Origin of the sequence: Sphingobium xenophagum (assembly GCF_031457465.1) — a bacterium.
Lineage (GTDB): Bacteria > Pseudomonadota > Alphaproteobacteria > Sphingomonadales > Sphingomonadaceae > Sphingobium > Sphingobium xenophagum_A.
The window spans coordinates 214771-240834 of the sequence record NZ_JAVDWV010000006.1 but is presented as its reverse complement, the minus strand read 5'-3'; the positions used below and the strand labels follow the sequence as shown (position 1 = coordinate 240834).

The window sequence follows — 26064 nt, the reverse complement described above, 5'->3', positions numbered from 1 at the left end:
TGTATCTCACAGGCCAAGTCCCCGACTACGACCCGGCGACCAGTCGATCCGCCCGCCTGGGCTAATGGTGCCCAGGACCTGACCCCCAAGCTGGCGGTCGAGCGCGGGGCGCCAGGGCACGAGCTGGAAGCCAAGACCGTCGTCGATCATCGCGAAGCGGCCCGACGCCAGCGTGACGCGCTCGCGATATTGGCCGCTCACAATCTCGCCGGGTGCGGAAGGCTGGTGGGCAAGCCCGGTCGCCTGCGCGATCCGCGTGGCGGCATCCTGCAACTCGGACGCGCGAAGGCTGGCGATCATGCCCGAAGGCAGGATCACCTGTCCGCCGCGCCGGGTCGCCACGCCAAGCGCGACCAGCTTCTCGCGCCGGGCGTCGAGGGCATCGCGGACCTCACGACCAAAGCCATTGGCCATGGACAGGGGTTGGTCGCCTACAAGCTGCCGGTCGATCCAGGTCGCGCCCAGCGCATCGACCTGGGCGTGGAGCGGCATGTCGGAGCGGCTGGCGAGCGACATGCGGGGGTGCCCGTCGTGACCCGTCCAGCTGCGCAGCTCGACGATGCCGCCGATCGGCGTATCGCCGGTCATCTCGAGATCCTCGAACCGCAGATGATGGGTGCGCCCGTCCACCCCTTCGACGATCGCGAACGCCGTGCCGGTCAGTTCGTCGTCAAGGCCGCGGGCGGCGAGTCTGCCGATGACGGGATCTGTAGGCGCGCCATCGTGCAGGGTGAAGGTCGCGAGGTCGGGGCGGCGTCCGCTTGTCTGCATTGTCCGGTGCATCGTCTTGATGATGTCCGTGCGCATGCCGAGTTCGCGCAGACTATCCTCAAGATCGGGTCGCAATGTCCACATCGCTGGCGCAACGGGTTCGGCCAGAGCCATCCGTTCGAGCCTGGCCGCGCGTCCCAGCAGGAGCTGGCTGTCGGGGTCACCATATCCCGGCGCCTGACCCGGTTCCGGAACCAGTCCCGGATGATGGCGCTGGCTCGGTTTGGAACCCGCGTGCCCGGGCCGCAGATCGACAATCCCCATATTGCGGGCGGCCAGCCGCTGCAGTCTCTGGTCGAGCGACGTCCAGCGCTCTGCATCGACCTCGCGGGCAAGCGTCCGGGTAATCTCCTGGCTGGTGCGCGGTCCAAGCTCCAGCGTCGCCCGCGCCTCGGCACGGGCGCGCATGCCTTCGCTGATATAGTCGCGATCGATGACGAGATCGCTGCCGTCATCGGCCCGCCCGCGCAGCAGGATATGGACATGGGGATTGTCGGTATTCCAGTGATCGACGCCCACCCAGTCGAGCGCGGTGTCGAGATCACGCGCCATGTCGGCCATGAGGTCGCGGGCGAAGCCGCGCAGGTCCTCCATGTCGGCACCATCCTCGGGCGAGACGATGAAGCGGAAATGATGGCGATCGTCCTCGCAGCGCCGTGCGAAATCCGTCGCGTCCACGCCATCGGTACGCTGGTCGAACAGCCGGGCATCCTGACCGTCGCGGGTGACGCCGTCGCGGCTAAGATAATCGATATGCCGGGCGAGCGGCGCGGCGCGAAAGCGGGTGCCTTTATGGCGCACGATCCGCCCCTTGATGACGACCTTTCGCCCGTGGGCGCGGAATCGAGCCGATGCCGCCGCGAGCCTGCCCCGACCGATCGTGCCGGTGCCGCTGGAACGGCGGGCTCTGGACAATCGCATATGCCCGGCCTTGGCCGCCGCGCGCCGCACCTGGGTGGCCAGCGATACGGCGCGTCGCCCCTGACCGGCGCCGCGATCACGTGCCCGGCCAGGCCGGATGTCGAAGTCCTGCTCGTCCCGGCTCATGGCGCAGCATTCCTGCCCCAAATGGTGGCTGCCAGCGCCCGATGCTTTGAAAACGGGGCAGAAATCGCTCCAAGCGCCGTCTCAACGGTTGCAATGCCGCCGGTTAAAACGCCACAAAACCAACCACATGCGCCCAGGCCGACGGCGGGCCTTTTATCTCGCCCTCCTATTTGGGCCAGTGTTTTTCGTAGGTCTCGCCATCGTCGTTCCTCCTTCATCAAAGTAAAATGCAAGGTCTGCCGCACCTGTGTGTGAACTCCTGCAAAGCATTCGAGGTCAGGTACGCCGCGCACTCCTCCGTGCTCATCGACGGTGTGTGGGAACTGCTCGCAAGCAGCGTTCGAACCGTCGCGGCACATGTCGCTATCGGATTTACGGGGCAGCATCACAGGCATTCGAGCGTGGTCCAGCAATGCTGGCCACAGGCGAGATATCGTGCTTCCCGTTTTCCTGGTCTGTACCATTCCTCTGCCGCTTACGCGGACCTCCTTAAGCGCTGTGGGCCGTCACCATGACGATGCCCGTGGGTTCCCCGTCATGATCTGGCAGCGGCGAGGCGCTGCACCTTGGCTGCATTGCGGGCGGCGATCTCCTGTTCGGCCGTATCGGGATCGCCGACGTAGAAAGTGCCGTCGCGCCACATGGCATGCATGGTGACGGCGAGCTTGCGGGCGACCGCGACGCGCGCCTTGGCATGGCATTTGGTCTTCGCCAGATGCAGGCCCCAGCTCTTGATCGTGTCGCGTCCCTTGAACCGGGTGAGCATGGCCGATGCCGCTTCGTAGAGTGTCCGGCGGACATCGGGATCGCCTGCCTTGCTGATCCGCCCTTTCACGTCGATCGACGTGCCCGACTGCCATCGCTTTGATGTGAGGCCGAAGTAGGCGGCAACATCGCGTGAGCGGCGGAAGCGTGACGGATCGTCGATTGCGCTGCTGAAGCTGAGCGCGGTGACAGGTCCGACGCCGGGGATCGCCATGAAGCGTCGGCACAGCTCGTCACGCATCGCCAGTTGGACTGCGAGCTTGTTGAGTACGAGATACTCGGCCCACAGCGCCGCACGGGCACGCAGCATGCAGTCCATCAGCCCGGCGGTCATCGCGTCGCCAGCGACCGCCTCGCGCACGGCCATCTCCATGCCGCCCCGGCTGACCTTGCCCAGCCGTATGCCGAACACTTTGAGGGAATGTCGGATCGCATTTTCCAGATCGAGGAACTTGCGTTTGAGATTGCGGCGCTGAACCAGGAGCAGCCGGATCCGGTAGCAGCTCTCCGTCTTGATATGTGCCTGGCGGAACCAGCCGGTACGCATGATGTGCGCGATGCCGAGGGCATCGGCGGCGTCGGTCTTGTTGCGCTGGGCGGAGAGGGCCGCGCGAACATGACGGGTTTCGAGGCACACAGCGGGGACGCCGATCTCCAGCAGTCCAGCGTGCAGCCATGGTGAGAGCGATCCCGCTTCATGGCCAACCCTGCGTAGGCGACCGACATAGCGTCCAAGTGCCTTGCCGATCAGCGCGGGCTCGGTCGCCACCGCCGTTTCCAGCACCACTTTTCCATCGTCGCCAACCACGCAGATCGCGGTTTCCTCGATCGACACATCCAACCCGGCAAAGTACTCCATGGCACGACTCCTTCGCTTCCGTTTCACCAACGGAAGGGTCGCGCCGATGTCACCTGCATCGCAAGGTTCACGTAGCTCAAGGGCATGCATCTGGGTCATCCTGGCACCTGCCAAGTCTCGCCCAAATACAGCGGCAATCCCCAAAAACCCCTCATGGCCTTGCTCCGGTTCGCGCGACGAAAAGCGAAGAAGCGGCGGTGGCGTCGCGCCGATGCCCGGCATCGTCGGTCCGATCCTGTGGACCGGACGGCGCTGGCGGTGACCCCATCGCCGACGCCACCGCCCGTCGTGGGAAGAGCGCGGCTTGCGTCCAGAGGGGCCTCGGTGGCAGAGAAAGGTCACCCGCTTCCCTTGGCGCACCCGTGCCGATGCGCGGCAGCAATCGCGCGAGATAGGCGCGCGTTTCAGCGGGCAGCGGCCTGCCGAAACGCAGATAGTCTTCGTAGCGACCAGGGCCTGCATTATAGGCGGCGAGCATTCCTGCCATGCCGTAGCGATCATGCATCTCGCGCAGATAGGCTGCGCCTGCCATGATATTGTCGCACGGTTCATAGGGGTCAGAGCCCAAGCGATGGCGCGCGGCCAGCATGGCCCATGTCGCGGGCATGATCTGCATGAGGCCCATGGCACCGACGCGGGAGAGAGCGCGCGGATTGCCGCCACTCTCCTGGTCCATCACTGCCCGGATCCAGTGCGCCGGGATAGCAAATTGCTGCGCCGCTTCTGCAATGGGCACGGCATAGGGCTGCGCTGTCGACGTTGCGTCGGCCGACCCTTCCGTCTGCGCGATCGTTGCCGATCCGATGCACGCCTGCTGCACGATCATGGTCGCGAGGATGACAGCTATAGTGCCCTGAAGCCGCCCCGTCATGGCTTCCACCCGTGCCAGACAAAAGGCGCGCCACTGTTCGCGCGCGTCAGTATCGGCCGCACAGTGCCGATCACGCCTTGCGCCGACAGCGGTCCGAAGTAGCGTCCGTCGAGACTGTCCTCGACCGCTGCGTTGAGCAGCATGATCTCGCCCGAGCCAAGCCTGCGACATCCCGACCAGACCGGTAACTGACGGCCTGCGCGATCATGGGTGCGCGCGCTGGCAACTGGCCTGCGATCGATCATGATGGTCACACCCGAGCGGCAGACCGTCTGCCCTGCGGTGGCCGCGACATGTTTGATGAGCGGGACGCCGAGCGGGAGGGCGTGGCGACGCGCCAGCCAATGGGCTAGATGCCTGTCCGGCATCACCAGCGCCAGATCGCCGACGCTGGGCGAGGCACCTGACGACACCGCATAGAGGCCGATAGGTGCGCTGGCCGTCGCGTTCCAGACCAGGCGGGGCGCCGGGTCGATGCAGGCCAGCAATGCCGTCACCTGCGCCGCCACGATAGTGACGAAGACATAGCCCCGCCGGGTCATTGTTCGATATCCCGGCGCAGTTCGAACGCACGGTGCCGGACAGATGTATAGCTGCGCGGATCCATGCCCGCGGCAACACGGCTGTGGACGTGGTGCCAGTGATCGGGCGCGGCGCGGGCGGGATCCACCCCTGCCGCTTCGACCCTATCGATCGCGCCAAGTACCTTCTCGACCCGCGGCCAGCCTTCGATGCTGAGCAGGATTTCACCGCCCGGCCGGACGAACGGCAGGGTCGTATAGGCTTCACCCGGCCATATCGTGCGCACGATGTCGATGCGCGATTTGACAGTGCCATGATCGTTGGCGGCCCAACGGATAAGCGCGAACAGCGCGCCGGGGGGAAAGCTCAGAACGCGGGTGCGGCGACTGACGATGCGTTCGCCGACAGGCAGGCCGAAGCGCAGCCAATGTTCGAGCCGGCCTTCGATCCAGATCAGTTCGATATGAGTGTGGCTGTCGGCGGCATGGCGCGCGTCGCGCCGGTGGCGAGAGGTATGGCCCATCATATCGGCTCCTTAACTGTGTCGGGAAATTGCGCGTCGATGAGCGCACGCATGAGGTCGGCGACCGTGGTGCCGCGCGTGACCGCAGCGAGTTTGAGGCGCTGGCGCATCGCAGGCGTCACATCAATCGTGAGCCGGGCGCTGAACGGAGTGGCGGCAGGTGTGTCGAGCACCGGTCGGCGAATCCAGCGCTCGGCGGCACCCGGCCGGGTTGCGAAGCCCGTCACTGTGTCCGTCACTGGGCCCGCCTCTGTCGGCATCTTCTTCATCGGGCCAAAGTCCCGATTGCAGACGCAAGGGCAGCGACCTCGCGCGCAGCGGGGCCGTCGGGATCGCGCTCGAACACCAGACGGCCTTGCGCCATGACTTCGGCGAAGAGGATGCGCTGGGCGATGCCGGGTCCGAGCAGCGAAGGCTGCTGGTCGACAAGCCCCGCTCGCGTGCTGCGAGCAATCCGCGTGCGAGGATCGCAGCGGTTGAGAACGAAGCGGGCTTCGAGCGTGGGATGGAAGCTGCGGGCTTCGCGCACGAGCGCGACGATCTCGGCCGAGGCCCAACCGTCGAGCGCCGATGGCTGCACCGGAATGAGCGCCAGGTCGGCGGCAATGAGAGCCGCGCGCATCAGCCCGGCGACGCGCGGCGGGCCATCGATGACGACATGATCCACGCTGGCGGCCTGCACCCGCGCTTCGAGATGCAGCGTCTCGCGGGAAAGGCCGATGACGCCGAACAGGCGGGGCAGCCCCGACTGGGCGCGTTGCTCCGACCAGTCCAGCGCTGAACCCTGTGGATCGGCATCGATCAGGCAGACGCGCGCGCCCTGATGCGCCCAATGTCCGGCGAGATGGAGGGCGAGCGTTGTTTTGCCGACGCCGCCCTTCTGGTTGAGCAGGGCGACGATCATGGCCGTTGCCTTGCTGCGCCGGTGGCGCGCGGCCTCGTCGCCGTCCTGCGCCGCGTCGCACGCAGCGATTTGTGCGTCGCATCTGCGCTCGCGGGCAAAGCCCAGGTTAGAAAGAATCCGTAGGATTTTCTATTAGCATTGTTAAGGGGCCAGAAAACCGCGTATTTCTGCGGCTTTGCGGGCGAAATGCGTTCCCGATAGGCCGAACTTTGCGTTCCCGATAGGCCGAGTTTCGGTGTTCCCGATAGGCCGAGTTTTATCATCGCTTTTGCCCCCGACCATGGCGCACGCGGCGCTGGGCAAGATCGAAGGGATCAAGCGGCAGCGGACGAAAGTTGAGCATCTCCTTGTCGGCAATCGTCTCGAGCGCGAGCACATAGCCGGGCAGGGATTGCGCATGCACGATGCCGCGCAACTTGAAGAGGAAGCGCCGTCTTGGGATCAGCATGCCGGATTTGAGGTGGAGATGGCCGACCTCGAAGCTCCAGCCATTGACCTGCCGTCCGCCATGCTTGCGGACCAGGCGATAAAGCCAGCGCTCCATGCCGCCGGTCAGCGCGAAATAGGCGCGGTCGATGGTGAGGATGAGCCCGGAATCGAGGACGCCCGCATAGAACCAGTCGGGCAGGATCATCTCGATGCCCAGCGGGCGGCCGGTTTCGTCGAGCCGCTCCTTCCATTCGTTGATCCAGGAGAAGCGATGGTGGCGGCGCTGATGAGCTTGCCGGATCGAGGTCGCGACCGTGGTCGACTGCAACCGATCGAGCGCGGCCTTCAACCGGTCATAATGGTCGCCGCCGGTGCCCCGGCCGATGAAGCTAAGCAGTTCGTGCGGTTTGGTCGTCATCAGCCGGGAGGTCGGGCGTCCCCTATCGCGGGCCTCGACGATCTGGCTGGCGGCCCAGATGAGGATATCGGCGTCCCAGATCGTCGCCATGCCATGCTCATGGGTGGCTTCCACCGCGATCGCGACATCGCCCATTTTGAAATGTATGGGGGTGACGCGCTTGGACTTGGCGAGACTGAAAAAGGGCCAGGACATGAGGTCCTGCGCGTCGCGCGTCGCGATGTCGCCGCGGACTGCCCGAAACAGATCGAGTTGCCGGTCCTGCGCCCGGTCGGGCAAAGCGGACATCATGCTAGCGCCGCACCGGCGCGCCGGGGTCGATCCGCTTGGCGGGATGGACGGTGCCGCGTCCCGGATCGGAGGTCGAGCGCCGCGTGCCGATTTCGGCCCAGGCTTCGAGATCGACCAGCGCATAGACGATGCGTCCGCCGAGCTTCCGAAAGACGGGGCCTGTACCAAAGCAGCGATGCTTTTCCAGCGTGCGGGGCGAAAGGCCCAGATGCAGCGCGGCGTCAGGGGTTCGCAGATAGCGCGGCGTGACGACCGCAAAGTCGCGTTCCATATCGGTCTCCAGCGTCGGGGCTGGCATGGCTGGCCAGCCCTGGGGTGTCGCTGACGAGAATGGCGAACAGTGGAGGCCCGCGCGGAGTGGCAAAAGCACGGGCGAAAATTGTCACCCCTTTGCCTGTGATCGGGGCCAATTTGTTGGGAACTCTCGCTGGGCCTTTTCGGAAGGCGTGTTTTCGCATGGGGGGATGGTGCCGCGTCCTATTTGACGCTGGATGGTCAGGTTCAGCCCGCGCGGAGCAGGTCGCGATAGCCGCCATCGCGCAAGTGCAGGGCTTGGGTGAGCAGGCGATGGGTGCCGCGGCGCTCGCTCGAGGCCTTCCATAGCGCGGCCGACAGGTCCGGCATTGCCGGATAGGCGAGATAGGCCAATTCCCGCAGCGTGGCACCGGCGACATGGGCGTCGAGCAGGCGCAGCATCAGGTCGAACCGTGCGGCCTGGAAGGGCGACAGATCGCTCTGCGGCGGGCCCGATCCGCCTGTTCCGCCAAGCCAGAGGCGGGCATGCGCGGTGGCGCGCAGCCGACCGTCGAACAGTGGATCGTCCGGCAGATGGAAGGCCGTGCGGGGTCCACGCTGCAGACCGCGTTGGGGGCAGCGAAGCCACAGGCGGATCGCGCGTCCGCCTGCAAATAGGACGGCATGGGTGCCGTCGTCGGCTTGCCCAATCTGCCGGAGGCCAGGCAGGGCATGCGGAGGTGGGAAATCCGGTCCCGGGTCGATGATCACGATGCAAGCGGCTACCGCCGGATCCCACAGCGCGGGATCATCGTGTGGCGACCGGTCAGGACCGACGGGGAAAGCGAAGGCCCCATGACCGGGCAAAGTCCTCCTTTGCTTGTGTCGAGGTGGTGGCATCGAGCGCGGCATGGCCAAGGCGATAGGCGGGTGCGCGGACAAGGAAGCGCTGCGCATAATCGCACCGGTCCTGCCCGCTTCTCGCTTCGACCTTGGCCATCCGCCCGGCTCCCTTCGCTAGGCAAGGCTGGCGGCTGGCAGGCTGGGCGGAAGACCTCGCTTGGGGACAAGCCTGTCCGCCAGGGGGGACAGGCTTGCCGGGTGTCCAATCGATCGGCGCCCCGCGCGAGCGGGGCGCCGGGTCGTCAGCGCGACCAGATGAGCGTGTAGCTCTCGCCGTCGTCGGCGGCGACCAGGCTTGCGTAGATCGGCGCCGGGAAGCTGGGGTCGTCGAGCTTGCAGCTCATATAGTCTGTGCCAGCGGCGGATGTCTTTGCCCAGGCGGCGCCAAATTCGACTGCGCCGGTGAAGAGGCGGAAGTCGGGGGCCTTGTCATTGTCCTTGGCGCTGGGGCGGATGTTGGTCTTGACGTTGAGGGTCAGCGACTTGATCGTGCCGGTGAAGCCGTCTGCGCTTTTGGTGAAGGTGCCGATGATTGCCATGATGTTCACTCCTGTCTTCGAGCCCGCGCCTATCGCGGCCTCGATGGGCATCACGGGACCGGGGCGACCGGCGGCGCACCTGCAAGGCTGCAGCGTAAGCGAAGGACCGGGCGGGCGCGGCTATTTTGCTTCGCGATGCAAAGTCGGCATGGCCGACGGCGGACAATAGCCGCGCCCGCCCGGTTGCGACCCAGCCGGTCGAGGCGCAGCCGTCCCCGGTCATCTGGGGCCATCGAACGCAGGCCGTGTGGGTGGGGGCGTTGACGGGCATGGGCCGTGCGTGGCGATCTTCGCGCTGCAGCCGGATCGAAGGCTCCCTCCGATGCAGGACAGTCCGGGGCGCACGCTCTGAAGATCATCCATCGCGCAAAAGCCAGGGCCATGACCAGCCCGCCCGCCGAGCGGGGCGCTAAGTGTCGATATGAGGACATCATGGCCCGCCTGGACCAGACCGACTTTGCTATGCGAGTTGTCATCGACCGGCCCGTGATCGGCGCAAAGCATAGCCTGCAGGCCGGTAATCAGGGTGTCCTCGATCCCAAATGCTCGGAAATAGACCAGCCGCTGGCACCCGATTTTTCCGTTCGCATGGGCCTCGGTCCTACATTCTTCGGTGACCAAGTCCGTCGCGAAGGCCCGACCCGCCGCTTCGTCTCTATCCGCATCGGGCAGTTGGCGGGCGTCGCCCCATCGCCCTGGTCGCGGCGGATGACGATCGACATCCATGGCATCGAACGGGATTGGCTCGGCCGGGCCGCACGCGAGGCGCGTATTCTCAAAAGGAGGGCCATCGGCGCTGGCGCGCGCGGATGGCACTCCTGCCTGCGCGACGTTGCGGCCGGTCGCGCGTCGGCTGACTGACCCTGTGGTACGACACAGGCACGCCGCACCCCTCTCCGATCACCCGGACGGTCCAGGCAAGCGCTTTTACGCCATTGTGCCTTTGGGCGGATACGAGCTTGCGTACATATGTATATCCGCACATGTGCCTTTCCGTATTGGCACAAAGGCAGAGCCGGGACGCCTGGCGCGCGTCCCGGCGAAAATGACCTCTCATCGCATCTGCGTGAAGGCCTGGGATGCCGCCTCGTCGCAAGCGAAGGTCCGGCAGCACAGCATACCGTGGGCATTGCCGTCGCCATCGACGATGAACATGCCAACGAACCAGCGCCCATCCAGAAAGCCAGTGGCGACGATCCGGTCGAGTTCCAGTTCTTCCTCCTGGGTGATATAAGCGCCGACCCAGCGTTCCCTCGCCCGTGCATCCCAGCGAATATCCGTTTCTTCGGCTTCCAGGAACCTTGCGGCCAAAGCCTCGCCTGCTCCGCGCCCGAATTCCAGTTCGAGGCCGGACTTCAAGGCTGCCATCACGCGATCAGATGCCAGGGCAATGGGCTGAACCATGGTCATGAGAAAGTCTCCTTATGCTGTGCATCCCCAAAATCGAGGACCGGCAGGGAGAGACGGGCGCCGGAAGGCTGTCAGGGCCGCCGGGCACGGCCCGGCGCCGCGCAGCGGGCGCATGGGGGAACCGATTTGCGAAGCCAAATTGGGGGAAACCGGCGAGCCTTGAAAGCCGCACCGCCGCCCGTCACGATGGGAAGACCTCGACCCGCGCCCCTCCTCCATCCGCGAGACAGGAAAACGCTGCGGCCATATCCTTCACGCCGCCGTCGCGGCGAACCGGCCGTCGCCATCGCGACGGCCGCAACAGCCTTCCTGGCAAAGAACAGCGCCGACCGGCCTGACGCGCGCGTCTGGCCGGTCGGTCACGATGGTGTGGTATAGGCCCTCGCGCCATTCGGCGCGGGGGCCTTCGGATCAGGCGTCCGGATTCCAGATGAGGGCGTAGCTATCCTCGTCGTCCTGGCCCGCAGCGCGGCCGAGATTGGCATAGAGGGTGCGGGGGCCAAGTTCCGGCGCGGCCATGGCGATGCGGATATATTCGCGGCCCGATACTTCGCCGGTGCGGATCCATCCGCCGCCAAGCTCGGTGCCGTTGGAGAGAACCCGATAGTCGGGCTGTTCGCCGGTCTTGCCCTTGTTGGGGATGATTTCGATGTCGGCGCGAACCGCGAGGGTCTTGAGGACGCCCTTGAAACCGCCATTGTCGAGCCGCTGGACATAACCGATGGAAGCCATTGCAATTCTCCTTCTTGTCGCCCCCGGCCGATCCGCTGGGCGTGCGGACCGTCAGGCAGCGCGCGGGGTCGCCTGAACCGCAGGCCGCAGCGATCAGCGAAGGACCGGAAGGGCCGATGCTATTTGAGAGCGCAGCGGCCGCGAGGAGCCGGAACGGCGGGGAAATAGGAGCGGAACGATGGTTTCAGGCGGCGCTGCTGCGCTGCCAGGTCAACGCATCAAGCCCAAGAGGATGGGCGGCGCAGGCTACAGGAGAATAGGCATGCGGTTGGCGATATCCCCCTGCGATCGACATGCGGTCAAGGAGAGCGGGCAACCACAGCGCGCGACATCGCCATGCCGATCGGGGCAAGAGCCGCAGCCATGCTTTTGCGAACCGGCTCGTTCGGTGCCTCTCAGGTGACGGTAAGCCGCAGCGTAAGGAAGAGATCATCCGGCTCGTGGTGCCTGGCTATCGGCATGAAAACCGTAGGGGTGGCAGGGCGAAATCGGGCATGTCGAACGAGGCGATGATCGCGGCGTAGCTGCCGAGCGCCTGGGCTGTATGACGGCCGATCACGACAAGTCGTGCTGGGTGGCACAAGATAGCCTTTGGCACCCCAATGCCCTAACACGGCGCGCTCCAGTTCGAACGCGCCGGCGCAGCCATCCTGGACCTGCATAGTCGGCGTGTCGTGGGCGGGGCAGTTAGCGACAGGATGAAAACGGACCTGACGATCAGGGCGCTGGATATGGCAGTGCGTATGCGCCAGCCTCTAGAGGACTGCCTTTTCCGTTAGCTGTGCTGAACTTCGTTTCGGACCGCGGAAGCCAATATCATTCTTACGATTATCACAAGAAGCCTCAGGCCTATGGCCTGCGTCCTTTGATGAGCGCTGAAAGGAACCCACTCATGGCCATCTCGGAGAACAGATACGCCAGCTTGCCCCCTGAATGAAGGCCTGTTGCAGCAGACTCTGACCACCGCGCGCCACAGCACCCAGCTCGAAACTCGCATTGCCGAGCCAATCCCCGGCCCAGGATGCCTTGCGCAAGCCGGTCCTTGTCACCAAGGATGCAAGCTGACAGCATCATGCCTACGCTTTTGAATGATGCCCGGGAGCGGAGGACAGCTTATCGAACACATACTGATTACGATTGCGCTGGGCATAGTCGCCGCGCTCTATGCTGCCGTGGGCCAGGCAGGCGCCACCGGATATCTGGCGGTCATGGGCCTTGCCGGGCTGAATCCTGCAATCATGAAGCCGACGGCGTTGGCGCTCAACATCGTGGTCGCAGCCATTGGCACCTGGCAATACTGGCGGGCGGACCGGTTCTCATGGGCGACCTTTTACCCGTTTGGCGTTCTGGGCTTCCCGTTCTCGCTCATAGGCGGTGCGATCAACCTGCCGGGGCATATATATTATCCCATCGTGGGCACCATCCTGTTGCTTGCCTCGTTCCAGACCGCACGGTCTGCGTTCGCGAAGCGCGATGTTGAGATCACACATCGGCCACCACCGTTCATCCCTGCGCTTCTAACCGGTGCCGGAATCGGCTTCGTCTCCGGCGTGACGGGCACCGGCGGGGGCATCTTTCTCGCACCGATCCTGCTCATGACCGGGTGGGTCGAAATCCGCCGCGCCGCAGCGGTGACGGCCGCTTACAACCTGCTCAACTCCGCAGCAGCGCTCGCTGGAACTTACACAACGCTCAATACGCTGCCATCAGCACTTCCGCTCTGGATGCTTGTGGCCGGCATCGCTGCGATCGTCGGATCGGCACTCGGCAGCCGCTATCTTCCCGAACGGGGTCTGCGCCTTCTGCTCGCAGCTATCCTACTTGCGTCAGGCACCAAGCTGGTGCTGAGCTGAGCCAACAGGTCGCCCTGATAGCATTGGGTATCTCCGCGCGCCGGAAACCAAGGCTAATGGAATATCAGGGCGAGAAAGACACACCCTAACAGCGCTAATGGTCATGCAAACGGCTGTATAGTTTCTATTCCTTGTCGCCGCGCGCCCGCCTTGGCGGGCGCGCGGCCCGAAATTCAGGGAAGCGGAGAAAAGCGAGCGACGGGGCGCGATGCGCCGCCGCCCGCAAGGGGTCATGCCGCGAGGCGGTCGGCCTCATCCTCTTCATCGCAGGGCGACATGGCCTGTCCTTCGACGGGAAGGCCCACGGCTGCGCCGGGGGTGGTCGGGTCCGGCTCATCATCGCCCGGCGCCGTCCGGTCGATAGGACGATCCGCCTGCGCTATGGCATGGGCCGCGACCGTACCCACGCCGCCACGAGAGGTATAAGCGGCGGGGGGAAAGGTCATCCATCGTGGCACCCATTGGTCGCACCTGCTCCTTCCGTTGGTGCCGTCCAGATGATCGCGCATGATCTGCTTGAGGGTCTTGGCCTTCTCGCCTCTGTTGGCGTCGGCAACATTTTGGCCTGCAACGTCCGCGACGATGTGCAGCAGCACGTCGCGGTCGCGCAAAATGCCGAAAAACGCCTCGTCCGCCGACCACCAGCGGGTCATATCCACGCCGACATGCAGCCCGACTGCCTCGACAGCAGCGCTGCCGCTGGCCAGCGCCTCGCCCATGACGATGGTGACGATTTCCATGATAACGGCATCGGGAAGCTCGACCAGCCTGTGGAACAGGCCGGCAATGCCCTGCCGGGAGTCACGTGCCTCCCAGGCAGCCTCACCGCTCCCGCCGATCACGGTCGGTTCCTCTGCCGCAAAGCCAAGCATGGCCAGCACCGCACGGCGGCGCTCGTCAAAAACCGCTTCGGCGGGCGCATTATCGAGGCTGTCGCGCACCGCCTCGTTGCGGCTGGTCTGCGGTTCCGGCCTGATCGACCACAATTGCGATCCGACGATGGCATGGGCGACCATCAGGCGGAGTGCGATGCCCGGAAACCCCAGAAGGCTGGCCCGCACGGCGGCATGGCGATGCAAATCGATATAGGTCTGCATCGTCGATGTGATTTCGGGCCTTGCGACCGGCTGGCCTGACCCGATCGCCTGCGCCTTGGCGATCCTCTCGGCCTCCTTGCGGCTGACATAGCCTTCATGGAAGGTGACTTCGCCGTTGGAACGGACATCGACATAGACGCGCCCGCCCTTGCGCTTGCCTGCCTTCTCATATTCCCATGTCGAGAAATGTTCAGACGGCGGCACGATCACGACATCGGCCCATCCTTCGTCGAGATAGGCTTCGCGCCGGGCTTCGATGGCGGCGTTCTGGGCCGTCCAGAAGGCTTCGCCATCCGCAAAATAGCAGTCGTCACCGAACAGGTCGGCGATGGTTGCAAGCCCGCTGGCTTCGACATCGAACAGCGCATATTTCGCGCCGATCGACTGGCCGCCGAGCAGCCACGCCTTCAACTGGTGGCCGGTCGGCACATAGGTGTCGGGGTCATCGGCCAGCGCCAGCCATGCCTTTTGCTGGCTTTTTGACGCAAGGGTAAGGTGGCGGACGGTGGTGCGGTCGATTTCCTCGCGCGCATACATCTGACGGATGCGCGGCAACAGATTGCCCAGCGCCAGCACCCGCTTGATGGTGAGTTCGGGCAGGCCGAAGGTCATAGCGATATCATCGAGCTTGCGGCCTTCCTTGACCAGCCGGGTGAAGGTTTCCCATTGGGTGACTTCGTCGGGGTCGAGCCGCGCCATATTCTCGATCAGCGAGGCCTCGACGGCATCGGCATCGTCGCCCTCGTCGAGAATGGCGCAGGGCAGCAGCACGGTTTCGCCGTCATCCTCGCCCGCCGCCCGCCGTTCGGCGGCAACGATGAGCGCGGCATGGAAGCGGCGGCTTCCCGCGATGATCTCAAACGCATCGGGCGCACACCGTTGACCTGCGGTCGCCTGCGGCCCGACAAGCTCAGGACAGGGATTTGGCCGCACGATTACCGGCTGGATCACGCCCCGCTTGCGCACGGTGGGCAAAATGTCGGACACGTCGGGCGCTTTCCTGGCGTAGCGCATATTCGCCTTGCTGACGGAAAGCTTGTCGAGAGGGATAAAATCGAGTTTCATGGGTGTCACTCCTTGTGAGTGCCGGTCCGTCGCTTTTGAATCGGTTGGCGGACCGGCTTTGCTTTGCGGCGTGACGCGCCGCGCGTCATCCGCCGGTCCTAAGGAATGGGATCGGCTGGAAGGTCGGGAACAGTGTCGGGTGCAAGGCCGCGCAAAAGCTGCTCGGCATGGATGATCGAACCGGTCTGGCGCGCCATGTCGCTCCACCGCGAAAGCGGATGGGGGGTGGAAAAGTCCAGATCGCGTTCGATCCCTAAGCCGAAGGGCAGCCGGACGCTCTGAATTTCCATCAACGAGAAAGTGCCCATTTCCGGGCAGCCAAACCCCAGATCGGCAAGGCCGAACATTGTGTCGGCATCACTATAAAGTTCGGTCGCGAGCCATGTGCCTGCGCCCAAGGGATTGAAGAATTTGACGACCGGGACGGGATCAAAGCGCATGTCGCGCGCCTGCGCGGCGACGCTGCTTATGGCATTTGCGCGCAGCGCATAGCGAAGGTCGGGGGTCAGGAGGATCATGCCGCCCTCCGGTCCAGCGCAGGTGCTTGGCCCTGCGTCTGTTCCCATGGCGCTTGCCCGGCCTTTTTCCCATCCCGACCTGCGTCGCCTCGCCCGCTCGTGTCGCCGATGTCCTCGTCCCGGCTGGCGTCGGGCAAGCGCGACAGCAGCCAGTCGGCGGCCTTGCTGGCCGCGCCTGCGGCGCGGAAGATGGCGCGATTATCTTCGCGCAACACCTCCAGCCACGACCCGATATAGTCGGCGTGCCGCACGGTCGGCACGATGCCAAGCGCTGCGCAGAGGAAAGCCGATCCCATTTCGGCGATCAGTTCCTCGCGGGCATAGTCCTTGCTGCCAAAGCTGTTGGTCAGTTTGCGGGCGAGACGCGAGGCATGACCTGTAGCGTGGGTCAGTTCGTGCAGGCACGTCCGATAAAAATTAATCTGCTCGAAAAAGGCGGGCTGCGGTGGCACCGCCACAAAGTCCTGGCTCGGCACATAATAGGCCTTGTCGCCGCCGATGCGGAAATCGACGCCACTGGCCGCGATCAGTGCCTCTGCAACCGGCACGATTTCCCGTTCGGGCAGAGGCGCAGGTTCGGCGGCTAGGCCGGGTCGCAGCCCTTCACATTGCGAGACGTTGAAAACGGTAAAACGCTTGAGGAAAGCGACCGACTTGGCGTCACCACCCGTTTCGCGCGCTTTCTCTTTCTCCGCTTCGGGGGTGAAGCGGTCGGCATAGACAACAGTTGTGCCTTGTTCGCCCTTGCGCACGCATCCGCCTGCATCCAGCGCCTGTTTGAAGGTCAGCCAGCTTTGCGAGGGATAGCCCTTTTCCATCACCGCGCCCCACAGGATCAGGACGTTGACGCCGGAATAATGGCGGGCCGTGAGCGCATTGCGCGGCAGGCCGGGGGCAAGGCCGCCAAGGCCTGGGTCCGCACTGGATGCCCAAGGCTGGACCCAGGGAACGCGCCCCGCCTCCAGCTGTGCGATGATCCTGGCGGTCACCTCGTCATAGAGAGGGATCCGTTCGGGCTGCGCCGCATCGCCACCCTGCGGGCGACGCGCGCGACGTAAGCTATTACGAGCCATGTCCTGTCTTCCTGCCTGCCCAAAAACATGAGGCTCCCCGTAAAGCGGGGGTGGGCGGCGAAACGCGACTGGAAAGGCCCGCCCCGGCGGGTGCCGGCACCGAAGGGCGCAACGAAGTGAAGCACCCGCAAGCGCAGCGCAGACGGGTTGCCGGCAACCGCCAAGGGCCTAGCAGGGAGCGCCGCTCACTCCCGCATTTCGGGAGAGGCTCACAAAAGACGCCGCCGCGCCAGGCGCGGCGACCGCATCATGGTCCCTGCGGGACCAGCCTTGTGCCAGCGATCATTACCGCAAGGCCCAGACCCAAGGGGGCTGGGTGCCGACGACAAGGGCGGAAGGCATAGAGCGCGTCCGGCCTGCCGGGGCACCATCATACGCGAGCGCGGTTCCAAAGAAGCGTAGCGAGTCGGCCAAGCCATCGATCGGTTATGCTTGGATGTTTCTTTCGTGGGCAGTTGAACCGGCTATCGTGGAAGGTAGCCTGCGTGGTCCATTGTCCGTCGTGACAGCAGCTGCTTGCCAACGCAGATATTGTACAAGTGCGTGCTGCAATTCATTGCTATCAGGTGGATCTCCGTGGTGCGCCGGACAATGCAACCACGATGTCCGGCAGTGACACCATGGGTGTCATTGACCTACCCTAGCGAGGATCCAAAAAATGGTACCGACCGTAGTGAGTGAAATCGGTCGCACACAGCTTCACTCTCGCGGACCCAATCAAGGTGAAGTTCTACTCATCCGCTACGAATGGACCGACATTTGCAAACCATTTGCCATTGGCCGACAACGTGAAGCGATGGAGATCAGTGGAGTATCAGTTGCCGTTGCAATTTGCTCGGCCAGGGTGACATGGACGTCGGGGCTGCGGTCTATGCCGCGTCACCGATCCATTGCGCCCTAAATGACAGCCATCCGTCTTTAATCAGCCAGTTCGAAGCGCCCTCGCTGCGTCGAAAAGCGAACAGCATCGGTGTCAAATGCCATGCCGATATGGCCATCTGCAATAAGTGTTGCAGGCGTACCGACTTGCAGTCCCCCTCGTCCATCAAGAAGCCAGACGCTATCGGCAAATTGCAGCGAAAGATCGAGGTCATGGCTGGAGAGCAGAACGATCGCCTGGTTCGCCCGGGCCTGAAGCCGCAGCAAAGACATGATCTCGACGCGACCCGGCAGATCCAGAAAGGCGGTGATCTCGTCCAGCACCATCAGATTGGGTGTCTGGGCAATGGCACGTGCGATCAGCACACGCTGCCGTTCGCCGTCAGACAGGTCGTCGAACAACCGACCGGAAAATCTGGCGGCGCCCGCCTGATTGAGCGCCTGAAGGACGAGGCTGCGGTCTTCGCTCGTGAGATGGCCCTGCCAGCCTGTGAACGGCTGACGCCCCAAGGACACCACGTCATCAACGGTAAGCCCCGGGCTGCCCGTACGCTCGGTCAGCACCACAGCAATGCGGCGCGCGCGGGTTTGTGGCCGCAGGAAGGCGATATCGTCGCCATTGAGACAGGCGCGCCCGCCGAGCCCCGCTTGAAGCCCCGACACCGTCCGCATCAGCGTCGACTTACCTGCCCCGTTACGGCCAAGCACGCAGACGAAGCTGCCGGGTTCGACGGTAACATGGAGGTCCGATAGTACCGCTCCGCGAGGCGCACCATAGCCGATAGAAAGACCTTCGAGAATGAGCATCAGCGCTGACCCCGCATGGATTTAGAAAAGATGAGCAATCCAATCACCACCGGAGCGCCGACCAGTGCGAGCACGGCATTGAGGTGCAGGAAATGCTGCTCCCAAGGCGCATGTACGACGACATCCGCAGACAGTGCGAGCAAAGCGCCGGCAAGAGCAGCGAGCGGGATCAGCGGCAGGATCCGGGCGGTCCCAGCGATGGCACGCGCGAAATGCGGTACGATCAGTCCAACGAACGTGACAGGTCCGCAATAGGCGGTCACCGGAGCTGTCAGCAACAAGACAGCGGCCAGCGTCAGCCGCCTCAACCTGGTAACATCGGTGCCCAGGCTCCTGGCATAGGTCTCGCCTAGCAGCAGGGCCGTCAATGGCTTGGCACTGAACAAGGCGAGCAACAGGCCCATCCCTGTAGGAATTGCCAACATCAGCAGATCGGCCGCCGTCACGTTTGCGAAATTGCCATCGTTCCAGCCCGAAAAAACACGCCCCCCCACACGATTGGCGAAGTGGATGATGACGCTGACGACGCCCTGCACGGTAAAGCCTAGCATCAGGCCAACCACGAGCAGCGTCACCGTGCCGACCTTGCGCGCAAGCGACGCCATAGCGAGCGCGAACACGCCGATGCCCAGCATGGCGCCCGCCGTGATCGAGAGGCCTTCGAACGCGCGCAAGAACGCGATCGCGGCAGGGCCGGAGAAGGCAGCCGCCGTCACCAGAAGCGCGACGCCAAGCTGGCCACCAGCGGTCAGGCCGAGAGACCAGGCATCCGCCATCGGATTGCGGAACAGCGCTTGCATCAATACCCCGCCAACGCCGAGCGCGCTGCCGGCGATAATCGCGGTGATGATGCGCGGTAGCCGCAATTCCCGCACAATCTGTGCGTGCATCGGATCGCCGCCACCAAAGAGGCTGGCGGCAACCTCCCCGGGTCCGATATCAATCATTCCGAAGCCGAGCGCGAAGAGACCGGCAGACACGATCGCGAACGATAACAGGATCGTGCCGACACCGGTTCGCAAGGATGTGCTCATCGCGTTACCTGCCTGTCTGGCCGGATATAGAGGAAGGGCGCGTCACGTAGCGCCGGGTGGAGCATGCGCGCCAGGTCGCCGAGCACGAGATCGGGCCGGATGACCGCCATCTCGTAATAATCATAGGCGTCGGCAGGAGGCTTTGTCATGCCGTCGGCCGCGAACAGGCAACCGTCGCGATAGGCTTTGAAACGGCGAAGTGTCGCGACATCCTTGAAGGGCGCGGAATGGGAATCGCGCATGATCCAACAATCGGCATCCTTGCCGCGCGCGATCAGTTCTTCGGTACTGACCCGGTTGAAGCTGTCCTTGCGCGGATCGTCGGTAGCCTCGAAAGGATTGCGGGCATTGGCGTCGCGCAGCAGCTTGGCGTCGGCATTGCGGATCGTTGGCATCCAGCGGTCGCCCCCGGAGAACCAGGCTGAGAGCACTGAGCGTGTCGGCTGCGCGGCCGCCTTCGCTTTCAATGCTTCGACATTCTTCGTAACCATCGCGACGAAGGCGTCCGCCTCGCGCTCCTTGCCTGTGAGCATGCCAATCAGGCGGACATAGTCGACCCGCCCCATATAGTCGGCCTCATTGTCGAGGAAGATGGGAACGACCGGGATGCCGAGCGCCTCGATCCGGGGCTTCGCGCCGATATTATCCATGTCGCCCATGCTCATCAGCAGCACGTCCGGTTTTGCGGCAATCAAGGCGTCGAGCTCGGGCGGCGAATGCCAGCCATAGCCGATCTGACGCACTTGACCGCGGCGAACGCGGGCACGCAGGTCGTCATCATAGGATTTGACCCCGCCGACCGCCACCAACCTGTTGTTGATCCCCAGAACCTTGGTCATCGCCTCGTGATAGCCGGTGTTGCTGGCGATCCTGAGCACTGGGGTACGAATGAGCGTGGCGCCTGCAAGGTCGCCAGTAAGCGTGGGAGCCGGAGCATCACGCGGGACGAGCACCAGCCGCTGGAACTGCTCCTCGCCGACCGCATTGCCACCCCAGCTAACGACCGAGGCTTTGAGGTCGATAACGCGATATCCCTCACGCTCGACGACGCGGAAGGTCTTGGCAAACCGCATCGGAATCTCGCGGCCGCTCACGTCCTGTCTTGATGCCGGGGGCTTGGCTTGCTCGCTGCCGCAAGCGGGCAGCACCGCAATCGTGAACGCGAGCAAAGGCGCGAGAACGAGACGGCGCATCAGAAGCTCCCTCGCAAGGTCACGCGGAATTGCCGAGGTGTACCGGGCGTCGCATAGCTCGGCGCCGTGCGTCCGCCGAAATACCAGTAATATTCCTTATCGAGCGCGTTCATGACCGTGAGATCGAGCGTTAGGCCATGCCAGCTTTCTGGCTGGATACGAGCGTTGAGGTTCAGCAGTTCATAACCGCCACCGTCAACGCGGTTATCCTGCGTGATTTTGTAATCATCATACCATTCGAACACGGCACGGCCGGTGAGCCAGGGCGTAAAACGCTGCTCGGCAGATATGTAGACGATGTTGGATGCGACCCCGACCGGTGTAGTGCCGGACAGATCGACCGGCCCGGAGAAGGTCTCCAGCACATAGTCTTTCCACTTGGGCGCGATGTGCGAGTAGTTGATCAGGAAGGACGAGCCCTCGCGTGGGCGGATGTCGAGCGAGACCTCGACACCTTTTGCCTCATAGCGATCGCCATAGGTGATGAGGTTGGACGGCGCGCTGAAATCCGTTTCGGCCGCCGGGTTGGGAATGACCTGGCGGCGATTCTTCTGCACCGACCAGAAGGCGGCCGTTGCAACGCGCAGTGTGTCGCCCAGTGCGCTGCCTTTCCACCCGATCTCATAGCTGTCGAGCGTAGTGGGCTTCTGCTCGGGCCGGGCATATTGGTTGGAATCCCACTCGAAGCCGCTACCGAAGTTGGAATTGAAGCCCCGGCCATATGCGAGATAGATTTGCCCCCCGTCGTAGCGGTAGGAGAGGGACGCCTTGGGGGAAAAGGCGTCGGCTTTGGCGCTCTCGCTCGAACCGTCCGTCACCCCGGCGATCGGATCGAATCTCACGCGGCGACGAAAACTGTCATAGCGGCCCCCGACCGTGAGATACCAGCGATCGGATAGGGCGATCTCATCCTGGATGAAGGCGCCCCGGAATTGATTGGTGAAGTGGTCGCTCGACACCGGGTCTTCAACCGCGAAGCAGGGGTGGTCGCCATTGGTGACCTGGCCCGTACGATAGTCGATTTCGACAAGGTAGAAATTGAAGCCGCATTCCGCCGTGAAGCCATTGACGCCGCTCCAGCGCTTGAACGACCGCGCCGTACCTCGTTCACCGGCAAGGCCGACAATCAGATTATGCGCGCCATGCTGCCAGTTTGCAGTGGCTTCCCCGTAAAACACTTCCTGACGCCCGGTCGCGGCCAGGCCGTTCACGCCGTACACGCCGCGTGACGGGTCGAAGCCATATGGGTCATAGAAGTTGAAGGAGGCGTCGCTGTCAAAGCGTCGCCACTGGCCGGTGGCGGTGAAGGTCAGTTCATCGGTAGCGCGATGCTCGACCCGCAATGCGGCGATCCCGCCTTCGACATCGACCTGGGGACGGCCATAGCCAAGGAAAGCACGAGGCCCGCCAGCGACGTCTATGACATTGCCGTTAGAATCGACCGGAAGACCGTTGGGCGCTTGCGACTTGCGATCCAGATAATTGCCAAAGAGCGTGACGGTTGTTCGCTCGCCAAGGTCGAAATCGAGCTTAGTAAACAGATTGAGTTGCTTGCGCCCGCCCTGTTTGCGCCACCCGCCATAATCCTCATAAAAGGCCGAGGCGAAAAGACCGGCATTGTTCCCCAGCTTGCGTGAAATGGATGCCTCGCCGCGATAATAATCGTCACTCCCGGCGGAAAAGGATAGCTCCATGCGATCTTCACGCGGCGAGCGAGTGATATAGTTGACCGCGCCATAGAGCGCGCCACGCCCGTACAGCGCCGACACTGGTCCCTTGACGATCTCGACCCGCTGTAGCGCCGGATAGGGCACGATGTTGAGCACGCCTTCTTCGTCATTGCCGATGAACGGGATGCCATCGATAAGGGGCAGATAACCCTCGGTGCCGGTCGATCCCCGGATCGAGACGAACGGGAATTCATCGCCATCGCCTTCGCCACGCCGGAACGATACGCCGGGCACGCCGCGAAATTCCTCGGTGCCATAGGTGAACCCGTCCCGGCGAAGCGTCTCCATGTCCTTGACCGTGACATCGGCCGGTACGTTGATTAGCGATTGCTCGCTGCGGGTGGCGGTTACGACGATCGTATCGGCGGCACTATCGGCGGGCGTTTCCTCCGCCGTCGCCACGGCCGGGATTGCGAGCAGGGAAAGGCCGGTGAGGGCAAGCAATGACTTCATGATTTCGCTCCGATGATGAAGCGGGCGGTGCCGGGCAGAAGGAGATGGTCGCCTCTGCTCCTGCGATGGGCTTCCTCGATTGCCTCTCCGATCACCCGCAGGCGATCGTCGCCCAAGAGGCCGGTCAGCATCGGGTTCGCCGCAATCATGGGGTGGTCCGCGGTGAACAGCGAAGCGATAAGAACGAAGTCATGCGTCCGCTCCTCGATTGCGATGTTGCCAAAGCCAGCCGCCGCGAACTCCGTGACCAGCCTCCGCGGCTCGGCGACGAGATCCATCCGCACATCGACTGGCGCTGGCGACAGCGGAAAATGCTTCTCGCGTGATCGCGCGAGCAACGGATTGGGGCCGAAGCCATGGGGATTGTCTGCGATGCCGACGACCGCTCGGCCGCCCGGCCGCAGGACCCGCGCCATTTCGGACAGGCCTGCTCGCCAGTCAGGGAAGAGCGGGATGCCGAAGACGGAGCAGGCGCGATCGAAGCTGGCATCGGGAAGATCGAGTGCCTGCCCGTCCATGCAGGCGGGGGTGATGGGAAGTTCACCGATGCGGGCCGACAGGCGGTTGATCATGGCTTGCGAGAAATCGATGGCGGTCACAACCGCACCGGCGCGCGCGGCGGCCAGCGCCAGTGCGCCCGGTCCGGTCGCGACATCGAGCAAAGCTAGGCCGGCATCGACGTCCGCCAGGACAACCGCATCCTCGCAGAACTGCGCTGTGAAGGGCTCGGCGCCGGCGATGTAGCTGTCGACCGCGCCATTCCAATAGCCGGTCGTCTGGATCGGCTCGCTCATCGCTTGCCTCCAAACCGATAGGACAGGCTGGCAGTGACGGTGCGCGGTGCGCCGGGATAGAGCGGCAGGAAGGCACCGCCGCTGTCATAGTAGAAGGTGTCGAACAGGTTCAGGACATTGACCTGGGCGCGCATCGGTCCAAAGCCCGCGTCGAACATGTAGGCGAGATTGGCGTCAACGCGCGTATAGGCGGGCAGGAAGATCGTATTGTCGGTATTGCCGGCGCGCTTGCCGATATGCTGTGCGCCCACGCCGATGCTGGCTCCATCCAAGGGGCCGGCAAGATCATAGGTGGTCCACAGGCTGGCCGAATGCTCAGGTGCGTTGACGAGCCGCGCGCCGGGCGTCGCGAAACTGTCCTCAAGGATAGTAGCATCCAGATAGGTGTAATTGGCGATCACGCGCCAGCGCGGGGAGATGACCGCGGGCACGTCGACCTCGATGCCTCGCGAACGGGATTTGCCGATCTGGATGACGAGATCGAAATCTTCCGGATCCGAGACGGCGACGTTGCGGCGTTCAATATTGAAGAGTGCCAAGGTCGGGGTCAGCCGCCCCCCCAGCAGGCTGGTCTTGATGCCCGCCTCGAAACTTTCCCCGATCAGCGGCTTGGGGAGCGACCCATCGCGCAGGCGGCCGACATCCACTTGCGCACGGAAGGAGCGCGACCAACTGCCATACAGCGAGATCGCCTCGCTCGGCGTCCAGGTCAGGCCCACGCGTGGGCTGGCTGCGCCGCGTTTCGTGCTCTCGTTGGGACCGGCCAGAAGCGTGTTGCGGCTCTCGAGCTCGTTCCAGTCGTAGCGCAGACCGGCAAGCAGACGGAACTGGCCGATCTTCGCCTCGTCCTGCGCATAGATGGCGGTCGTATCGCTGTTCCACTCGCCATCGGAGGTGAGCACGGTCGGCGTGGCACGCTGGCCATAGACCGGGGCGTAGAAGTCGATGGGGATGTTCACGCCGAAGGGCGGATTGACCACGTTGTAGCGCCAGTGGTCATAGCCATATTCGACGCCGACCAGCGCCTTATGCTCGACAGCGCCCGTCGAGAAGCGGGCATAAAGTTCGGCCTGCGCGGTCAGATCCTTCTGCCGGTCATAGGCGAGACTGGGACGGCGATTGACCAGCGGGCGGTCGGGATCGCTGGCGTCGATCGGCGGAAAGCCGAAGGCGTAATAGAAGGAGTCCTTGGTGAAATCCGAATAGCCGACCGCCACACGGCCCGAGATTGCATCGGAAAAGCGATGGTCGACGAACAGGCTGGCGACGCCGCCCTTGTTGTCATAGCGCGCGTCTGCCTCGCCGAACTGACGCTTGCGGGGCGCTTCCAAAAAGATCGCATCGTTGGCGAAGCCGCGGTCGAAATAGCCATGCTTCCAGGCATATTCGCCTTCGAGCGTGACCGTGGTGTCGGCATCGGGCCGCCATTGCAGCACCGGCGCGACGAACGTATCGCGGGTGAAGGTGAAGTCACGGAAGCCGTCGCGATCGTCATGGCTGACATTGATCCGCAGCCCGAGCGTATCCGTGATCGGCGTCGATGCGTCGAGCGTCAGGCGGAGCTGATCGAAGGAGCCGTAGAGCGCGCCGACTTCCAGAAAGGGCGTGCCGAGCGGTTTCTTGGTGACGAAATTGACCACGCCGCCGGGCTCGAACCGACCGTAGAGCGCCGATGCTGCTCCCTTCAGCACCTCGACCTGTTCAACATTCTGAAGCTGCTCGTCAGGCGCATAGGCAGAGCGTCGTAAGCCGTTTTTGAGGTTATAGGGCGTGATGAATCCGCGAATGTAGAAGCGGTCGTTGGTCGCACCGAAACCAACCTGGGGGCTGAATCCCGGCACATAGCGTAGCGCTTCGCCCACGGTCGTGATGCCACGATCCTGGATCAGCTCGCGTGTGACAACCTGCACGGAGAAAGGTGTCTCTTTGAGCGGCGTGTCCGACTTGTTGGTCTGCGGCGCGACAGTGGCGCGATAGCCTTGCTCGCGCGTCCCCAGCACGATGATTGCATCGTCGCGCGCCGCGGTCTCTGCGCCCTCCTGGATCAGAACCGCACCAGCTGTGTCATCGGCGAGCGCGGGAGTGGCTATGAGCGGCAGGGAGACGAGTAGCGGCAAAACGTAATTCCGTCGAACAGACATGCGGGCCTTGGACCCATAATGATTAGACAAGCTTGACCCCCAAAACACTATCCGCCGCACTGCAACAACACCCTGGTAAGGGTATATCATATCCTTCGTCAAGGATGGTTGTTCTAGGACGGAACGGAGAATGGAATTTACGTTGGCCAGTGGCGGCCAATAGGCGCAGCGGGACATCCCAGGCCGCTGGCACGACCCATTTTTGGTGC

25 protein-coding genes are annotated in these 26064 nt (G+C 63.8%); 2 read left to right on the top strand and 23 right to left on the bottom strand.

Annotated features, from left to right (window positions below; all coding sequences use genetic code 11):
* Positions 1–6: 6 nt before the first annotated feature.
* The 12 genes from J2W40_RS08250 to J2W40_RS08195 form a co-directional block, all read right to left on the bottom strand.
* Positions 7–1818 (bottom strand): relaxase/mobilization nuclease domain-containing protein, encoded by a 1812-nt coding sequence (locus tag J2W40_RS08250; RefSeq protein ID WP_310223475.1) that lies wholly within the window; start codon positions 1816–1818, stop codon positions 7–9.
* Positions 1819–2353: 535 nt separating this feature from the next.
* Positions 2354–3442 (bottom strand): IS110 family RNA-guided transposase, encoded by a 1089-nt coding sequence (locus J2W40_RS08245; RefSeq protein WP_310223473.1) that lies wholly within the window; start codon positions 3440–3442, stop codon positions 2354–2356.
* 151 nt (positions 3443–3593) lie between these two features.
* Positions 3594–4313 (bottom strand): lytic transglycosylase domain-containing protein, encoded by a 720-nt coding sequence (locus J2W40_RS08240; protein WP_310223471.1) that lies wholly within the window; start codon positions 4311–4313, stop codon positions 3594–3596.
* On the bottom strand, positions 4310–4855 hold the full coding sequence (locus J2W40_RS08235) for a S26 family signal peptidase (RefSeq protein WP_310223469.1): 546 nt from the start codon (positions 4853–4855) through the stop codon (positions 4310–4312). The genes J2W40_RS08240 and J2W40_RS08235 overlap by 4 nt, the downstream gene beginning before the upstream one ends.
* Positions 4852–5358: a DUF2840 domain-containing protein gene (locus J2W40_RS08230; RefSeq protein ID WP_476470233.1), complete on the bottom strand. Its 507-nt coding sequence runs from the start codon at positions 5356–5358 to the stop codon at positions 4852–4854. The genes J2W40_RS08235 and J2W40_RS08230 overlap by 4 nt, the downstream gene beginning before the upstream one ends.
* Positions 5358–5597 (bottom strand): ribbon-helix-helix protein, encoded by a 240-nt coding sequence (locus J2W40_RS08225; RefSeq protein ID WP_310223466.1) that lies wholly within the window; start codon positions 5595–5597, stop codon positions 5358–5360. The genes J2W40_RS08230 and J2W40_RS08225 overlap by 1 nt, the downstream gene beginning before the upstream one ends.
* A 26-nt stretch (positions 5598–5623) precedes the next feature.
* Positions 5624–6262 (bottom strand): ParA family partition ATPase, encoded by a 639-nt coding sequence (parA, locus tag J2W40_RS08220; protein WP_310223464.1) that lies wholly within the window; start codon positions 6260–6262, stop codon positions 5624–5626.
* Positions 6263–6521: 259 nt separating this feature from the next.
* Positions 6522–7400 carry a replication initiator protein A gene (locus tag J2W40_RS08215; RefSeq protein WP_310223462.1) on the bottom strand — a complete coding sequence of 293 codons (879 nt, stop codon included), beginning with the start codon at positions 7398–7400 and terminating at the stop codon, positions 6522–6524.
* A 1-nt stretch (position 7401) separates the two neighbouring features.
* Positions 7402–7671, bottom strand: coding sequence for a helix-turn-helix transcriptional regulator (locus J2W40_RS08210; protein ID WP_037480698.1), 270 nt, complete (start codon positions 7669–7671; stop codon positions 7402–7404).
* A gap of 230 nt (positions 7672–7901) precedes the next feature.
* Positions 7902–8405 carry a DUF2285 domain-containing protein gene (locus J2W40_RS08205; RefSeq protein ID WP_310223459.1) on the bottom strand — a complete coding sequence of 168 codons (504 nt, stop codon included), beginning with the start codon at positions 8403–8405 and terminating at the stop codon, positions 7902–7904.
* 55 nt (positions 8406–8460) lie between these two features.
* Complete coding sequence (locus tag J2W40_RS08200) at positions 8461–8634, bottom strand: transcriptional regulator domain-containing protein (protein ID WP_310223457.1); 174 nt, start codon at positions 8632–8634, stop codon at positions 8461–8463.
* Between the two features lie 145 nt (positions 8635–8779).
* Positions 8780–9076 (bottom strand): DUF736 domain-containing protein, encoded by a 297-nt coding sequence (locus J2W40_RS08195; RefSeq protein ID WP_310223455.1) that lies wholly within the window; start codon positions 9074–9076, stop codon positions 8780–8782.
* 432 nt (positions 9077–9508) lie between these two features.
* Here J2W40_RS08195 and J2W40_RS08190 point away from each other — a divergent pair, with 432 nt between their 5' ends.
* Positions 9509–9937 carry a DUF5990 family protein gene (locus J2W40_RS08190; protein WP_310223453.1) on the top strand — a complete coding sequence of 143 codons (429 nt, stop codon included), beginning with the start codon at positions 9509–9511 and terminating at the stop codon, positions 9935–9937.
* Positions 9938–10129: 192 nt separating this feature from the next.
* On the opposite strand, the gene J2W40_RS08185 is transcribed toward J2W40_RS08190, so the two are convergent.
* Both J2W40_RS08185 and J2W40_RS08180 read right to left on the bottom strand, forming a co-directional pair.
* Positions 10130–10486 carry a hypothetical protein gene (locus J2W40_RS08185; protein ID WP_310223451.1) on the bottom strand — a complete coding sequence of 119 codons (357 nt, stop codon included), beginning with the start codon at positions 10484–10486 and terminating at the stop codon, positions 10130–10132.
* Positions 10487–10897: 411 nt separating this feature from the next.
* On the bottom strand, positions 10898–11218 hold the full coding sequence (locus J2W40_RS08180; RefSeq protein WP_310223449.1) for a DUF736 domain-containing protein: 321 nt from the start codon (positions 11216–11218) through the stop codon (positions 10898–10900).
* A 1088-nt stretch (positions 11219–12306) separates the two neighbouring features.
* Between J2W40_RS08180 and J2W40_RS08170 the strand changes: the two genes are divergently transcribed.
* Positions 12307–13071, top strand: coding sequence for a sulfite exporter TauE/SafE family protein (locus tag J2W40_RS08170; RefSeq protein ID WP_310223448.1), 765 nt, complete (start codon positions 12307–12309; stop codon positions 13069–13071).
* Between the two features lie 230 nt (positions 13072–13301).
* Here the strand turns inward: J2W40_RS08170 and J2W40_RS08165 are convergent, their stop codons facing one another.
* From J2W40_RS08165 to J2W40_RS08125, 9 genes are all read right to left on the bottom strand, one after another.
* A complete protein-coding gene (locus tag J2W40_RS08165) occupies positions 13302–15233 on the bottom strand; it encodes a ParB/RepB/Spo0J family partition protein (protein ID WP_310223446.1) in 1932 nt (643 codons plus the stop codon).
* 98 nt (positions 15234–15331) lie between these two features.
* A complete protein-coding gene (locus J2W40_RS08160; RefSeq protein ID WP_310223444.1) occupies positions 15332–15751 on the bottom strand; it encodes a DUF2958 domain-containing protein in 420 nt (139 codons plus the stop codon).
* Positions 15748–16824 (bottom strand): ArdC family protein, encoded by a 1077-nt coding sequence (locus J2W40_RS08155; protein WP_310223442.1) that lies wholly within the window; start codon positions 16822–16824, stop codon positions 15748–15750. Before J2W40_RS08155 ends, J2W40_RS08160 begins: the two co-directional genes overlap by 4 nt.
* A gap of 918 nt (positions 16825–17742) precedes the next feature.
* On the bottom strand, positions 17743–18510 hold the full coding sequence (locus J2W40_RS08150; RefSeq protein ID WP_310223440.1) for an ABC transporter ATP-binding protein: 768 nt from the start codon (positions 18508–18510) through the stop codon (positions 17743–17745).
* Positions 18510–19544: a FecCD family ABC transporter permease gene (locus tag J2W40_RS08145; RefSeq protein WP_310223438.1), complete on the bottom strand. Its 1035-nt coding sequence runs from the start codon at positions 19542–19544 to the stop codon at positions 18510–18512. The genes J2W40_RS08150 and J2W40_RS08145 overlap by 1 nt, the downstream gene beginning before the upstream one ends.
* Entirely contained in the window at positions 19541–20737 is a 1197-nt protein-coding gene (locus J2W40_RS08140; RefSeq protein WP_310223436.1) for an ABC transporter substrate-binding protein, read from the bottom strand. The genes J2W40_RS08145 and J2W40_RS08140 overlap by 4 nt, the downstream gene beginning before the upstream one ends.
* Positions 20737–22920, bottom strand: coding sequence for a TonB-dependent receptor (locus J2W40_RS08135; RefSeq protein WP_310223434.1), 2184 nt, complete (start codon positions 22918–22920; stop codon positions 20737–20739). Before J2W40_RS08135 ends, J2W40_RS08140 begins: the two co-directional genes overlap by 1 nt.
* On the bottom strand, positions 22917–23714 hold the full coding sequence (locus J2W40_RS08130; protein ID WP_310223432.1) for a class I SAM-dependent methyltransferase: 798 nt from the start codon (positions 23712–23714) through the stop codon (positions 22917–22919). The genes J2W40_RS08135 and J2W40_RS08130 overlap by 4 nt, the downstream gene beginning before the upstream one ends.
* Positions 23711–25855: a TonB-dependent siderophore receptor gene (locus J2W40_RS08125; protein ID WP_310223430.1), complete on the bottom strand. Its 2145-nt coding sequence runs from the start codon at positions 25853–25855 to the stop codon at positions 23711–23713. The genes J2W40_RS08130 and J2W40_RS08125 overlap by 4 nt, the downstream gene beginning before the upstream one ends.
* Positions 25856–26064 lie beyond the last annotated feature (209 nt).

What these genes read in the sequence shown, in the direction of transcription:
- J2W40_RS08245 (WP_310223473.1), bottom strand. Translation starts at nt 3,442, where the DNA reads ATGGAGTACTTTGCCGGGTTGGATGTGTCGATCGAGGAAACCGCGATC.
- J2W40_RS08180 (WP_310223449.1), bottom strand. Translation starts at nt 11,218, where the DNA reads ATGGCTTCCATCGGTTATGTCCAGCGGCTCGACAATGGCGGTTTCAAG.
- J2W40_RS08235 (WP_310223469.1), bottom strand. Translation starts at nt 4,855, where the DNA reads ATGACCCGGCGGGGCTATGTCTTCGTCACTATCGTGGCGGCGCAGGTG.
- J2W40_RS08190 (WP_310223453.1), top strand. Translation starts at nt 9,509, where the DNA reads ATGGCCCGCCTGGACCAGACCGACTTTGCTATGCGAGTTGTCATCGAC.
- J2W40_RS08150 (WP_310223440.1), bottom strand. Translation starts at nt 18,510, where the DNA reads ATGCTCATTCTCGAAGGTCTTTCTATCGGCTATGGTGCGCCTCGCGGA.
- J2W40_RS08140 (WP_310223436.1), bottom strand. Translation starts at nt 20,737, where the DNA reads ATGCGCCGTCTCGTTCTCGCGCCTTTGCTCGCGTTCACGATTGCGGTG.
- J2W40_RS08200 (WP_310223457.1), bottom strand. Translation starts at nt 8,634, where the DNA reads ATGGCCAAGGTCGAAGCGAGAAGCGGGCAGGACCGGTGCGATTATGCG.
- J2W40_RS08165 (WP_310223446.1), bottom strand. Translation starts at nt 15,233, where the DNA reads ATGAAACTCGATTTTATCCCTCTCGACAAGCTTTCCGTCAGCAAGGCG.
- J2W40_RS08230 (WP_476470233.1), bottom strand. Translation starts at nt 5,358, where the DNA reads ATGGGCCATACCTCTCGCCACCGGCGCGACGCGCGCCATGCCGCCGAC.
- J2W40_RS08195 (WP_310223455.1), bottom strand. Translation starts at nt 9,076, where the DNA reads ATGGCAATCATCGGCACCTTCACCAAAAGCGCAGACGGCTTCACCGGC.
- J2W40_RS08145 (WP_310223438.1), bottom strand. Translation starts at nt 19,544, where the DNA reads ATGAGCACATCCTTGCGAACCGGTGTCGGCACGATCCTGTTATCGTTC.
- parA (WP_310223464.1), bottom strand. Translation starts at nt 6,262, where the DNA reads ATGATCGTCGCCCTGCTCAACCAGAAGGGCGGCGTCGGCAAAACAACG.
- J2W40_RS08130 (WP_310223432.1), bottom strand. Translation starts at nt 23,714, where the DNA reads ATGAGCGAGCCGATCCAGACGACCGGCTATTGGAATGGCGCGGTCGAC.
- J2W40_RS08185 (WP_310223451.1), bottom strand. Translation starts at nt 10,486, where the DNA reads ATGACCATGGTTCAGCCCATTGCCCTGGCATCTGATCGCGTGATGGCA.
- J2W40_RS08215 (WP_310223462.1), bottom strand. Translation starts at nt 7,400, where the DNA reads ATGATGTCCGCTTTGCCCGACCGGGCGCAGGACCGGCAACTCGATCTG.
- J2W40_RS08155 (WP_310223442.1), bottom strand. Translation starts at nt 16,824, where the DNA reads ATGGCTCGTAATAGCTTACGTCGCGCGCGTCGCCCGCAGGGTGGCGAT.
- J2W40_RS08170 (WP_310223448.1), top strand. Translation starts at nt 12,307, where the DNA reads ATGATGCCCGGGAGCGGAGGACAGCTTATCGAACACATACTGATTACG.
- J2W40_RS08250 (WP_310223475.1), bottom strand. Translation starts at nt 1,818, where the DNA reads ATGAGCCGGGACGAGCAGGACTTCGACATCCGGCCTGGCCGGGCACGT.
- J2W40_RS08210 (WP_037480698.1), bottom strand. Translation starts at nt 7,671, where the DNA reads ATGGAACGCGACTTTGCGGTCGTCACGCCGCGCTATCTGCGAACCCCT.
- J2W40_RS08135 (WP_310223434.1), bottom strand. Translation starts at nt 22,920, where the DNA reads ATGAAGTCATTGCTTGCCCTCACCGGCCTTTCCCTGCTCGCAATCCCG.
- J2W40_RS08125 (WP_310223430.1), bottom strand. Translation starts at nt 25,855, where the DNA reads ATGTCTGTTCGACGGAATTACGTTTTGCCGCTACTCGTCTCCCTGCCG.
- J2W40_RS08240 (WP_310223471.1), bottom strand. Translation starts at nt 4,313, where the DNA reads ATGACGGGGCGGCTTCAGGGCACTATAGCTGTCATCCTCGCGACCATG.
- J2W40_RS08160 (WP_310223444.1), bottom strand. Translation starts at nt 15,751, where the DNA reads ATGATCCTCCTGACCCCCGACCTTCGCTATGCGCTGCGCGCAAATGCC.